Origin of the sequence: Rhodopseudomonas palustris, from assembly GCF_007005445.1 — a bacterium.
Lineage (GTDB): Bacteria > Pseudomonadota > Alphaproteobacteria > Rhizobiales > Xanthobacteraceae > Rhodopseudomonas > Rhodopseudomonas palustris_G.
The window spans coordinates 3174332-3186865 of record NZ_CP041387.1 but is presented as its reverse complement, the minus strand read 5'-3'; the positions used below and the strand labels follow the sequence as shown (position 1 = coordinate 3186865).

Below are 12534 nucleotides of genomic sequence, written 5' to 3'. Positions count from 1 at the left end.
GCCATCGACGCGATTGTCCACTGCCCCTCCACGCGCTAACGGAAACCGCATGAAATCCGCCGTCCTCGTCTTCCCCGGCATCAATCGCGAGCGCGACATGGCGCGTGCGCTGAAGCTCGTCTCCGGCAACGACGCCGCGATGGTGTGGCACGCCGAAACCGAGTTGCCGAAAGGCACCGATCTCGTGGTCGTCCCGGGCGGGTTCTCCTACGGCGATTATTTGCGCTGCGGCGCGATCGCGGCGCGGGCGCCGGTGATGGACGCGGTGCGCAAGTTCGCCGCTGATGGCGGCCTGGTGCTCGGCGTCTGCAACGGCTTTCAGATCCTGTGCGAGTCCGGCCTGCTGCCGGGCGTCTTGATGCGCAATGCGCGGCTGAAGTTCATCTGCCGCGACGTGCATCTGCGCGTCGAACGCAACGACACCCCGTTCACCCGCGGCTACACCGCCGGCCAGGTGATCAAGGTGCCGGTGGCGCACGGCGAGGGCAATTACGAAGCCGACGAAGACACCGTGAGGCGGCTCGAGGGCGACGGCCGGGTGCTGTACCGCTATTGCTCGCCGGAAGGCGAAGTCAGCGAGAGCCACAATATCAACGGCGCCGCCGCCTCGATCGCCGGCATCGTCTCCGAGCGCGGCAACGTACTCGGCATGATGCCGCATCCGGAAAATCACGTCGAAGACATCATGGGCTGCACCGACGGCCGCGGCCTGTTCGCCGGCCTCGCTCAGCACTTCGCCAAGGCTGCGTAAGCGGCGGCTCTTTGCTGATCTTCGTCATGGCCGGGCCTTGCCCCGGCCATCCAGGTCTTTCTTGCACATCGGCCTGAAGACGTGGATGCCCGGCACAAGGCCGGGCATGACGTGGCGAGGTCTGCACCAGATCTCGGTGCTCGAGCGGGCGGCCGGCCCCGTAAGTATCAGGCTTGCTGCAGCCATAAAAAAGCCCCCGCAAACCGGGGGCTTTTTCGTTGCGCGCGCTGTCGGCGCCGCGGCTCAGCTCTCGCCGAACACCCGCTTGAAGATGGTGTCGACGTGCTTGTGGTGATAGCCGAGGTCGAACTGCTCTTCGATTTCGGCGTCGGTCATGTACTTCTTCATGTCCGGATCCTTCTTCAGCAGCGTCAGGAAGTCGCCTTCGCCGCGCCACACCGGCATCGCGTTGCGCTGCACCAGTCTGTAGCTCTCCTCGCGCGAGCAGCCCTTCTGGGTCAGCGCGGTGAGCAACCGCTGCGAATGCACCAGGCCGCCGAGGCGGTCGAGGTTCTTGGTCATGTTCTCCGGATACACCACCAGCTTCTCGATCACGCCGGCGAGGCGGTTGAGCGCGAAGTCCAGCGTCACGGTGGCGTCGGGCGCCAGCATCCGCTCGGCCGAGGAGTGCGAGATGTCGCGCTCGTGCCAAAGCACCACGTTCTCCATCGCCGGCATCACATAGGCGCGCACCATGCGGGCGAGGCCGGTGAGGTTCTCGGTCAGCACCGGGTTGCGCTTGTGCGGCATCGAGGACGAGCCCTTCTGGCCTTGCGAGAAATACTCCTCGGCCTCGAGCACTTCGGTGCGCTGCAGATGGCGGATCTCGGTGGCGAGCCGCTCCATCGACGAGGCGATCACGCCGAGCACGGCGAAGAACATCGCGTGGCGGTCGCGCGGGATCACCTGGGTCGACACCGGCTCCACCGCGAGGCCCATCGCCTTTGCGACGTGCTCTTCGACCCGCGGATCGATATGCGCGAAGGTGCCGACCGAGCCGGAGATCGCGCAGGTGGCGACCTCCTTGCGGGCGGCGACCAGGCGGTCGCGGGCGCGGCTGAATTCGGCATAGGCGTAGGCCATCTTCAGGCCGAACGTCACCGGCTCGGCGTGGATGCCGTGCGAGCGGCCGATCGACGGCGTCATCCGGTGCTCGAAGGCGCGAGCCTTCAGCGCCGCCAGCACGCGGTCGAGGTCGGCCAGCAGGATGTCGGCGGCGCGGGTGAGCTGGACGTTGAAGCAGGTGTCGAGCACGTCCGACGAAGTCATGCCCTGGTGCACGAAGCGCGCATAGGGGCCGACGAACTCGGCCAGATGGGTCAGGAAGGCGATGACGTCGTGCTTGACCTCGCGCTCGATCTCGTCGATCCGCGCCACGTCGAACGCGGCGTCCTTGCCGCCCTTCCAGATCGCCTCGGCGGCCTCCTTTGGGATCACCCCGAGCGCAGCCTGCGCGTCGGAGGCATGGGCCTCGATCTCGAACCAGATCTTGAAACGGGTCAGCGGCTCCCAAATGGCAGCCATTTCCGGACGGGTATAACGCGGGATCATCGCAAACTCGTGGGTTTTGGGGATTACGCCGCGCTTTAGCAGATCGGCGGGGCAGGGGCTAGGGACGGGGAAGGTGGCAGTCGGTGGGGGCGCCGCCCCAGGGCTTCAGGCCCGGCTGGGCGAAGCCCGAATTCCGCGATTGGCAGGACCTGTCTTTTCACCGCGTCATTCCGGCCTGCGCGCTCCGGGCGCCCCGGAATGACGAACGAGGGGGAGTGACAGCTGCAAGGGGGGACCGATTATGTGGCCCAGTCGCAGCCACATTCACTCCCGTCATGCGCGGGCTTGACCCGCGCATCTATCGCGCGCGCCAGCGCGCCATCTTGCGGAGAGTGATGGATTGCCGGGTCAAGTGTTCAGCCCGGAGACATAGTCGACACGTGTTCGGAGACATAGTCGACGCATCATAGTGGCTGGATTTGGCGATTGGAGGCCAAGTCCATGCCCTGGCGTGAGGTGTCGGCAGTGGATCAGAGACGCGAGTTCGTACGGCTTGCGATGCAGGAGGGGGCGAACCGGCGCGAGCTGTGCCGGCGGTTCGGCATTCATTGGACGACCGGCTACAAATGGTTGGAGCGATGGGCGGCCGGAGGTGATCTCGCCGACCTGTCGCGGCGGCCGCAGGACAGCCCGCGGCAGACCTCGGCGGCGTGTGAGGCCCAGGTGCTGGCGGTTCGTGATGCGCATCCGGCATGGGGCGCGCGCAAGATCGCCAGCTCGATGGACCGGTCCGGACAGCACGCTCCGGCGGTGTCGACGATCCACGAGATCCTGCGCCGGCACGGCCGGATCAAGCCTGCCGCCGGCGGTCCACCGGCGACGCTGCGGTTCGAGATGCCGGCGCCGAACATGCTTTGGCAGATGGACTTCAAAGGCTGGGTTCGGCTCGGCAACGACGTCCGCTGCCATCCGCTGACCGTGGTGGACGATCACTCACGCTACGATCTGTGCCTCCAGGCTTGCGCCGATCAGCGCGGCGAAACCGTGCAGGACAGGCTGCAAACGACGTTCCGGCACTACGGCTTGCCCGACACGATCTTCGTCGACAACGGCTCGCCGTGGTCGGACAGTTCCGGCGAGCGCTGGACATGGCTCTCTGTGTGGCTGCTCAAGCTCGGCATCAGGGTGATCCGTAGTCGTCCCTATCACCCGCAGAGCCGCGGCAAGAACGAGCGTTTTCATCGCACGCTGGACGACGAGGTGTTTGCGCTGCGGCCCTTGCGCGACCTCGCCGAGGCGCAACGTGCCTTCGATTCCTGGCGCGAGGTGTACAACTTCGAGCGCCCTCACGAGTCGCTAGGCCAGCTGGTGCCTGCTGATCGCTACCAGCCGAGCCGGCGTTCTCTGCCGGACCGCCTGCCGGCTCCAGAATACGATGAGCGCGACATCGTCCGCTCCGTCTCGAAAACCAAGGCCTATGTCAGCTTCAAAGGTCGTTTGTGGAAGGTGCCGCAAGCCTTCGCCGGAGAGCGCTTGGCCATCAGGCCGCTCTCCACCGACGGCAAATACGGCGTGTTCTTCGCTGCCCACCAAGTCGCCACCATCGACTTGACGGGCGTGGAAAGTGTCGGTCATGTCTCCGAACACGTGTCGACTATGTCTCCGGGCTGAACATCAAGCCCGGCAATGACGGTGATGTAAGCGAGCGGCCGCTAGATGAACGCAGTGATACTCGTGTAAGTCGAAATGGAGGCAGAGTGTCTCAGGTGGTGCTACATCATCAGTCCCACCTGGCACGGTGCTACGCACTTCTGCCTGTCGTCAGTTTCGACGAGTTTGGTCTGAACGGTCCTTAAACCGCCTCGCCCCGCGCCTGTAGTGCGGCGTTGCGGATGCCGGCGATATTCGCCTTGTACGCCTCCAGCGTGCCGCCCTTGAACACGGCGGAGCCGGCCACGAAGGCGTTGGCACCTGCTGCGGCGAGTTCGCCGGCGACCTTGTCGGAGACGCCGCCGTCGACTTCGATGTCGATCGGACGATCCGCCACCATGGCGCGGATCTGGCGGATCTTCTGGACTGCGCTCGGGATGAAGGCCTGGCCGCCGAAGCCGGGGTTCACCGACATCACCAGCACCAGATCGATGTCATCGAGCACGTATTCGATCGCGCTCGGATGCGTGCCCGGATTGAGCGAGACGCCGGCCTTCTTGCCGAGGCCGCGGATCGCCTGCAGCGAGCGGTGCAGATGCGGGCCGGCTTCGGCGTGCACGGTGATGATGTCGCAGCCGGCCTTGGCGAAGGCCTCGAGATACGGATCGCACGGCGCGATCATCAGATGGGCGTCGAACACCTTCTTGGTGTGCGGCCGCATCGCCTTGATCACGTCCGGGCCGTAGGAAATGTTCGGGACGAAATGGCCGTCCATCACGTCGAGATGGATCCAGTCGCAGCCGGCGGTATCGACCGCGCGGACCTCTTCGCCGAGCTTGGAAAAATCCGAGGCGAGGATCGAGGGCGCGATGGCGAGCGGACGGAGCGCGAAGGAGGACATCAGGGCTTCCAGGTGCGTGTGGGGTGGATCAACTTCGCTACCACGCCGCGCCGGTCTCTCGCAAATCCAGAGCGCAACAACGGGCCGTGCAGGCCCGGCAGGTTGTGCCGAAGGGGCAGAAATTGCCGTCCCGGCGCCCTCGCCGAATCCGAAAAAGTCAGCAATTTCGGGCGCTTCGCGGCTGGCACGGCGATTGCTCGGAGACAGCCGGAATAATCCGTGGGTAGTTGCCGGCCGCGGCCAGCGGTGTGTGATGCGGAGTTTCTGTGATGCTGCCTGCCCTTGGCGCGCTCGGCGCGCTGTCCGGACTGCTCAATACGCTGAGCGCGTCGACGTCGAAATCGTCGAAGCAGACCACCGGCTTCACCAATCCGTTCGAGAGCTCAAGCGGCAGCAACGGCACGTCGTCGTTTCCGGGCCTGCCGACCGGCAACGGCTCGTTGCCGTCGAGCGGTCTGTCGCCGCAGACGATGCAGGCGCTGCTCGACGCGCAGAGCGCACAGTCCACCGGTAATTCCAGCTCGACCGCATCCAAGTCCCGCGATGCTGCGCTGAAGGATCTGTTCAAGCAGATCGACGGCAACGGCGACGGGGCGATCAGCAAGGGCGAATTCGAGGACGCGCTTGGAGCAGGCGGCACCAACATCGCCAATGCCGACAAGGTGTTCTCCAAGCTCGACAGTGACGGCGACGGTTCGGTCACCGCCGAAGAGCTGGCTTCGGCGTTGATGCCGCGCAAGCAGCACAATCGTAGCAGCGAGGAAGCCCGCAAGTCCGGCCGCGGCGGCGGTTCGAGCGATCCGTTGCTGCAGGCGTTGTCCGGCTCGTCCTCGACCAGTGTGGCCAATTCCGACGGCAGCGTGACCACCTCGATCAGCTATGCGGACGGCACCAAGGTGACGATGACCTCGGCGGCGACCGGCTCGTCGTCGAGCGGTGCGACCTCGTCCTATAATTTCATCGAGCAACTGATCCAGCGCCAGGCGGCGCAGATCCAGGCGGCTTCGGGCTCGTCGCTGTCGGTCAGCGCCTGAACCGATCGCGCCACGCCGGCTGCGCGTCCTTGAACGGCAGCGTGGTGGCCTCATAGACGCCGCGTGCGATCGCCCGTGCCACGGTATTGGCCGCGATGGTGCCGAGCTCGGTCAGCCCGGCCAGCGGCTCGACCGGCTTGACCCCGGTCGCCGCGGCGAACACCACGTCGCCGTCGAGCGGCGCGTGCACCGGATAGATTGCGCGGGCAAATCCGGTCTGCGCCAGCATCGCCAGCCGCTTCACCTGGGTCTTGGTGAGCGCGGCGTCGGTCACCACCGCGACCAGCGTGGTGTTCTCGACCGCGCTCGGGGTCGCGGCGCCTTTCAGCCGCACCTTCAGCATCTCCGGCGTGAAGCTCTCGGGCATTCCTAGCCCGCCGAACTCGTCGCCAACTTCGAACGGCGCCGACCAGAACCATGGGCCGTCACCGATCGTTGCGCTGCCGATCGCGTTGACCACCGCGATCGCGCCGACGGTGACGCCGTCCGGCGTGGTCGCCGAGGCCGAGCCGAGCCCGCCCTTCAGCGTCGCGGTGGTGGCGCCGAGGCCGGCGCCGACGCTGCCGAGCGCGAAGCTGTCGCCGGCTGCGTCCGCGGCGGCGTAGCCGAGATCGCGGTACGGCGAGAACCGGCCCCAGGCCTTGTCACCGCCGTTGATCATGTCGAACACCACCGCGCCCGGCACGATCGGGATCGTGGCGTCGCCGATCGCAAAGCCGCGGCCGCGCTCGGCGAGCCATGCCTGCGCTCCGCCGCCGGCGTCGAGTCCGAACGCCGAGCCGCCCGACAGCGTGAAGCCGTCGACCTGCTCGACGGTGTTGACCGGTTCCAGCAGCACGCCGTCGCGAATCCCGGGACCGCCGCCGCGGACGTCGATCGAGGCGACCGCAGGCTTGTCGAACAGGATCGCGGTGACGCCGGAAGCGAGCTTGGCGTCGTCGGCGTTGCCGACGCGAACGCCGGGGACATCGGTGATGAGGTTTCGCAAGATGGGCCTGTCCGTAGCTGGCTGAGAGGGAACATTCTCGGCATAAACAATTGGTCGAAGCAATCCCTCACGCTGCGATCACAAGGCGCGGAACCTTGACGCAGCGGCTTGCGCCTGTGCGAAGCGCGGGTGCATGTAGCCGGCCATGATCCATGACGTCTCGATCCCCGCCGCCCTGATCGCCGGTCTGGTCAGCTTCCTGTCGCCCTGCGTATTGCCGCTGGTGCCGCCGTATCTGATCTATCTGACCGGTGCGACCATCGAGCACGTCGCCGCCGACGAAGCCGAGCGCAGCTCGAAGCGTGCGGTGATGATCTCGGCGGCGATGTTCGTGCTCGGTTTCTCCACCGTGTTCGTCGCGCTCGGCGCCAGCGCCAGCCTGGTCGGCGGCCTGATCCGCGCCTGGTCGGCGGAACTGGCGATCGTCGCCGGTATCGTCATCATCCTGATGGGCCTGCACTTCCTCGGGCTGACGCGGATCAACATCCTGATGCGGGAAGGGCGGCTGCCGATCCCCAAGCCGGTCGGGCTGTGGGGCGCCTATGTGATGGGGCTGGCGTTCGCGTTCGGCTGGACCCCGTGCATCGGCCCGATCCTCGCCGCGATTCTGTCGGTCGCCGCCGCCGAAGCGACGGTGGCGAAAGGCGCCGGCCTGCTGGCGGTGTATTCGCTCGGCCTCGGCGTGCCGTTCCTGCTCGCAGCGCTGATGATCGAACAGTTCTCCGGCCTGTTCGCCCGCATCAAGAAACACCTCGCCACCATCGAGCGGGTGATGGGCGTGCTGATGATTTTCACCGGCATCGGCTTCCTCACCGGCGCGATCAGCGACGTCAGCATCTGGCTGCTGAACACGTTCCCGGCGCTGGGGAATATCGGGTAGTTTGTCTCTGAAGCCGCGATGCTGGCCTCAGCCTGAGGAGCGGTCCGTTAGAGCGGTTCATCATTTGACTGAAACGATCCGACCTTTCCGAAGGCACTGAGTCCTCATCCTGAAGAGCCCGGCGAAGCCGGGCGTCTCGAAGGATGGGGCAACGCATTCCCTGAGTCATATGGTTCGAGACGGCGCTACGCGCCTCCTCACCAGGAGGTTGTGCGTGTGGCAGGCGATGCGGACTAGCTCTGGTTCTATAAAAAACAGAACTGCTCTAGGACCGCGTCTCGAAGGATGGCAGCGCACGATGCGTCGCCTCATGGTTCGAGACGCGTCGCTGACGCGATGCTCCTCACCATGAGGAGCAGAAGCTGTGCTTGTGCGGATCAAGTTGGATGCAGCAGAGCGCTCATCACCGTGAGCGCTCTGGAGTACTGGGCCGCCCGGTCGAGCCGGGCGGTGACGGTTTGTAGGCGAGGCGAGGGCGCGCGCAGCGCAAGAGGGCGGATCGGAAGATCACGTCGGCTCAGTTGCCGATCTCCGCGTAGTTGCCCTTGGCGTCCCATTTGTAGACGACGTAGTCGATCGCCTTGATGTCGCCCTTGGCGTCGAAGGCGAGCTTGCCGAGGACGGTGTCCCACTCGCCGGCCTTGATGGTTTCGATCACCTTCTTCGGATCGGTCGATTTGGCCTTCTCGACGGCCTGCGACCAGATCTGGAACGCCGCGTAGGTGTAAAGCGTGTAGCCTTCCGGATCGATGCCCTTGCCCTTGAACTTCTCGACGATCGCCTTGGCGGTCGGCTTGTTGCGCGGATCGGGGCCGAAGGTGAACAGCGTGCCTTCCGCGAGCGGGCCGGTGATCGAGGCGAACTCCTTGTCGTTCATCGCGTCGCCGGCCATCATCACGGTCTTCAGGCCCTGGTCGCGCATCTGGCGCAGGATCAGGCCGGCTTCCTGATGATAGCCGCCGATATAGACCAGATCGATGGCGTCGCGCTTCAGCCGCGAAACGATGGAATTGAAGTCCTTGTCACCCTTGTTGTAGGACTCGAACATCTTCTCCTGGAAGCCGGCCTTGTTCAGCGCCTTCTTGGTCTCGTCGGCGAGCCCCTTGCCGTAGGTGGTCTTGTCGTTGAGGATCGCGACGTTCTTGCCCTGATAGTTCTTCAGGATGTACTCGGCGGCGATCAGTCCCTGCTGATCGTCGCGGCCGCAGACCCGCAGTACGTTCCACAGCTTGCGCTCGGTGAACAGCGGGTTGGTCGAGGCCGGAGTGATCTGCAGCGTGTTGCCGTCCGCATAGGCTTCCGACGCCGGGATCGACGACGACGAGCAGAAGTGGCCGGCGACGAACGGGATGCCGTCGCCCGCGATCTTCTCGGCGATCGAGCGCGCCTGTTTCGGATCGCAGGCGTCGTCGCCGGTTTGCAGCTTGAGCTGCTTGCCGAGCACGCCGCCGGCGGCGTTGAGATCGGCGACGGCCTGATCGGCGCCGTTCTTCAACTGACGGCCGAATGCCGATTCGCCGCCGGTCATCGGGCCGGCGACCGCGACCGTGATGTCCTGCGCCAGCGCCGTGGTCGACAGCGCCAGCGAGGCGCCGAAAGCCAAACCGAGAAGCTTTAGTTTCATGGAGTGATCCCTGCGGTGAGACTGCGATAGGTCAGCCGCGCCCGAACCGGATCGCGGCGCGGCAATGCCGGCATTGTTGGCTGATTTTCACGTCAAGTCATCGACAAAATGCCGCATCGGTTGCGACGCACTGGCACATTCTGCCGCAGGCGGTAACGAGAGAGGTCAGGCCTTGCGGCCGCCTTCCAGATAAGCAGCACGGACTTCCGGGCGAGCCAGCAGTTCGGTGCCGCTCCCGCTCATCGTGATCAGTCCGTTGACCAGCACGTAGCCGCGGTGCGCCAGCTTCAGCGCGTGGTTGGCGTTCTGTTCGACGATCAGCACCGTCAGCCCGTCCTGCCTGTTCAGGGTGCGGATCGCTTCGAAGATCTGGCGGGTGATCAGCGGCGCGAGGCCGAGCGAGGGTTCGTCCAGCAACAGCAGTCGCGGCCGGCTCATCAGCGCCCGGCCGATCGCCAGCATCTGCTGTTCGCCGCCGGACAGCGTGCCGCCACGCTGGCCGAAGCGTTCGCGCAGCCGCGGGAATAGCGTCAGCACCCGCTCCAGCGAGGCGGCGCGGTCCTCGTCGCTGCCCTGGCCGGCGTCGGCCCCCATCTGAAGATTCTCGGCCACGCTCATCCGCGGGAAGATGCGGCGACCTTCAGGCGACTGCGCGATGCTCATGCGCGCGATCTGGTAGGTCGGCATCGCGGTGATGTCGACGCCGTCGAACACGATGCGGCCGGTCTTGGCGCGCGGCCTGCCGAAGATCGACATCATCAGCGTCGACTTGCCGGCGCCGTTGGCGCCGATCAGGGCGACGATTTCGCCGGGCTGGATGGCGAGATCGACGCCCTTCAGCGCCTCGATCTTGCCGTAGGCGGCGCGGAGGTTTTCGATTTCGAGCAGAGGCGCGGCGGTGGTGTTTGTCATCGCGCGGCCTCGCCACGCTTACCTTCGTCATGGCCGAGCTTGACCCGGCCATCCACGGCCACAGGCGAGGTCGTGCTCGTTTCCGTGGATGGCCGGGTCAAGCCCGGCCATGACGGTGGACTATGTAGCAACGTCCTCACAGCCCGAGCTCCTGCTCGACGGCCTCGACCTCGTCGTCCTCGACGCCGAGATAGGCGGCGATGACGCGGGGATCGTCGCGGATCTCGGCCGGCGTGCCGCCCGCGATCTTGACGCCGTAGTCGAGCACCACGACGGCGTCGGAAATTTCCATCACCACGCTCATGTCGTGTTCGATCAGCAGGATCGAGGTGTCATGCTGGTCGCGGATCGACAACAGCAATTCGCTGAGTTCGGCGCTCTCGCGCGCATTGAGGCCGGCGGCGGGCTCGTCCAGGCACAGCAGCACCGGCTCGGTGCACATCGCCCGCGCGATTTCGAGCCGGCGCTGGTCGCCGTAAGGCAGGTTGCCTGCTGCGTCGTCGGCGCGGCCGTGCAGCCCGATCTGCTCCAGCCAGAACCTCGCGCGGTCGATTGCGGCGCGCTCTGCCGCACGCCACGACGGCGCGCCGAACAGGCCAAGAAACGTGAAGCCCGAGGCGCGTAGCAGCGCGTTGTGCTGCGCCACCATCAGGTTTTCCAGCGCGGTCATGCCGGGAAACAACCGGATGTTCTGAAAGGTGCGCGCCACCTTGGCGATCTTGGTGATGCGGAAGTCGTTGAGCTTGTCGAGCCGGTGCGTGTCGCCGCCGCGATGCTGGAGCCGGATCGCGCCGGCGGTCGGCCGGTAGAAGCCGGTGATGCAATTGAACACCGTGGTCTTGCCGGCGCCGTTGGGGCCGATCAGCGCGGTGATCTTGCCCCGCTGCGCGTTGAACGACAGGGCGTTGACCGCGATGATGCCGCCGAACTGCATCGTCAGGCCGTCGACCTCGAGGATGTCGGAGGCGTCGTTCATCCGTGGCCTTCCTTGACGAGGTCGGACGAGATCGCCTGCTTGTGCTGAAGATACACGGTCGGCGCTCGGTGGCCGATCAGGCCGCGCGGCCGCCAGATCATCAGCAGCACCATCGCCATGCCGAACACCAGCATGCGGAACTGATCGAGGCCGCGGAACAGCTCGAAGCCGCCGATCAGCGTGACCGCGGCGAGCGCGACGCCGAGCTGCGAGCCCATGCCACCGAGCACGACGATCGCCAGCACCAGCGCCGATTCCTGGAAGGTGAACGATTCCGGCGAGATGAAGCCCTGCCGGGTGGCGAAGAACGCCCCGGCGAATCCGCCGAACATCGCGCCGATCGCGAAAGCCGTCAGCTTGGTCGTAGTGGTGTTGATGCCGAGCGCGCGGCAGGCGACCTCGTCCTCGCGCAGCGCCTCCCAGGCGCGGCCGATCGGCAACCGGCGCAGCCGGATCGTCGCCCAGTTGGTGATCAGCGCCAGAATTAGGATCAGATAGAACAGGAACACCAGCCGTTGCGATGGCGAGAACGGAATCCCCAGCATGGCGGCGAGGCCGTTCTCGCCCGGCGTCAGCGGAATGCCGAACACGGTCGGCCGCGGAATGCCGCTGATACCGTTCGGGCCGCCGGTCAGAGTCTGCCAGTTGATGATGACGAGGCGGATGATCTCGCCGAAGGCGAGGGTGACGATGGCGAGATAATCGCCGCGCAGCCGCAGCACCGGAAAGCCGAGGATCACGCCCCAGAACGCCGCGAGGATGCCGGCGAGCGGCAGGCAGATCCAGAACGACAGCCCGAAATTGGTGGCGAGCAGCGCGTAGGAATAGGCGCCGACGGCGTAGAACGCCACGTAACCGAGGTCGAGCAGGCCGGCGAGGCCGACCACGATGTTCAGCCCCCAGCCCAGCATCACGTAAGTCAGCACCAGGATGCCGAGGTCGAGAATGTAGCGCTGATCGTAGAAGATCACCGGCACGAGCACAGTGAAGATCAGCAGCGCCGGGGCGACGATGCGGCCGGCCAGACCGAGCGTCTTGCGGGCGCTCGCCGGCATCATCTTCGAGGTGTCGACCGGACCCCACCACATCCGCAGCAGCTCGACCACGATCGAGCCGACGAACACCGCGCCGACCATGCCGGCGAGGTCGCCGAATCGCGTCCAGTAGATCAGCCCGCCCTCCGGACCGGCCTCGGTTCGCACGCCGATCATCAGCGAAAACAGAACCAGCGCCACCAGGGCGCTGATCAGGGCTTTCTTGACGATGAATCCCGCGCCGGTTCCGGCGGTGGCGGTCGGGGCTACGGCGTGCGCGAGTTTGGCCACGT

General features: G+C 65.9%; 11 protein-coding genes. 4 read left to right on the top strand and 7 right to left on the bottom strand.

Going from position 1 to position 12534, the window contains the following annotated elements; genetic code table 11:
• Nucleotides 1-49: 49 nt before the first annotated feature.
• The gene (gene purQ, locus FLL57_RS14575) at nt 50-751 is read left to right on the top strand and encodes a phosphoribosylformylglycinamidine synthase subunit PurQ (RefSeq protein ID WP_142883258.1); all 702 of its coding nucleotides are present in this window, start codon (nt 50-52) and stop codon (nt 749-751) included.
• Nucleotides 752-994: 243 nt separating this feature from the next.
• Here purQ and purB read toward each other — a convergent pair whose 3' ends face one another.
• Complete coding sequence (purB, locus tag FLL57_RS14570) at nt 995-2302, bottom strand: adenylosuccinate lyase (protein WP_142883257.1); 1308 nt, start codon at nt 2300-2302, stop codon at nt 995-997.
• Nucleotides 2303-2743: 441 nt separating this feature from the next.
• On the opposite strand from purB, the gene FLL57_RS14565 reads away from it, so the two are divergent.
• Nucleotides 2744-3913 (top strand): IS481 family transposase, encoded by a 1170-nt coding sequence (locus FLL57_RS14565; RefSeq protein ID WP_142884222.1) that lies wholly within the window; start codon nt 2744-2746, stop codon nt 3911-3913.
• Between the two features lie 181 nt (nt 3914-4094).
• Here FLL57_RS14565 and rpe read toward each other — a convergent pair whose 3' ends face one another.
• Nucleotides 4095-4793 carry a ribulose-phosphate 3-epimerase gene (gene rpe, locus FLL57_RS14560; RefSeq protein WP_142883256.1) on the bottom strand — a complete coding sequence of 233 codons (699 nt, stop codon included), beginning with the start codon at nt 4791-4793 and terminating at the stop codon, nt 4095-4097.
• 269 nt (nt 4794-5062) lie between these two features.
• On the opposite strand from rpe, the gene FLL57_RS14555 reads away from it, so the two are divergent.
• Nucleotides 5063-5827: an EF-hand domain-containing protein gene (locus tag FLL57_RS14555; RefSeq protein ID WP_142883255.1), complete on the top strand. Its 765-nt coding sequence runs from the start codon at nt 5063-5065 to the stop codon at nt 5825-5827.
• On the opposite strand, the gene FLL57_RS14550 is transcribed toward FLL57_RS14555, so the two are convergent.
• Nucleotides 5817-6815, bottom strand: coding sequence for a P1 family peptidase (locus tag FLL57_RS14550; RefSeq protein ID WP_142883254.1), 999 nt, complete (start codon nt 6813-6815; stop codon nt 5817-5819). The two genes, FLL57_RS14555 and FLL57_RS14550, sit on opposite strands and share 11 nt — an antisense overlap.
• A 145-nt stretch (nt 6816-6960) precedes the next feature.
• On the opposite strand from FLL57_RS14550, the gene FLL57_RS14545 reads away from it, so the two are divergent.
• A complete protein-coding gene (locus tag FLL57_RS14545) occupies nt 6961-7695 on the top strand; it encodes a cytochrome c biogenesis CcdA family protein (protein WP_013501303.1) in 735 nt (244 codons plus the stop codon).
• Between the two features lie 517 nt (nt 7696-8212).
• On the opposite strand, the gene FLL57_RS14540 is transcribed toward FLL57_RS14545, so the two are convergent.
• The 4 genes from FLL57_RS14540 to livM form a co-directional block, all read right to left on the bottom strand.
• Nucleotides 8213-9319 carry a branched-chain amino acid ABC transporter substrate-binding protein gene (locus FLL57_RS14540; protein ID WP_013501305.1) on the bottom strand — a complete coding sequence of 369 codons (1107 nt, stop codon included), beginning with the start codon at nt 9317-9319 and terminating at the stop codon, nt 8213-8215.
• Nucleotides 9320-9484: 165 nt separating this feature from the next.
• Entirely contained in the window at nt 9485-10231 is a 747-nt protein-coding gene (locus FLL57_RS14535) for an ABC transporter ATP-binding protein (RefSeq protein WP_047307254.1), read from the bottom strand.
• A gap of 136 nt (nt 10232-10367) precedes the next feature.
• On the bottom strand, nt 10368-11207 hold the full coding sequence (locus FLL57_RS14530) for an ABC transporter ATP-binding protein (protein WP_013501307.1): 840 nt from the start codon (nt 11205-11207) through the stop codon (nt 10368-10370).
• Nucleotides 11204-12532 carry a high-affinity branched-chain amino acid ABC transporter permease LivM gene (gene livM, locus FLL57_RS14525; protein WP_142883253.1) on the bottom strand — a complete coding sequence of 443 codons (1329 nt, stop codon included), beginning with the start codon at nt 12530-12532 and terminating at the stop codon, nt 11204-11206. The genes FLL57_RS14530 and livM overlap by 4 nt, the downstream gene beginning before the upstream one ends.
• Nucleotides 12533-12534 lie beyond the last annotated feature (2 nt).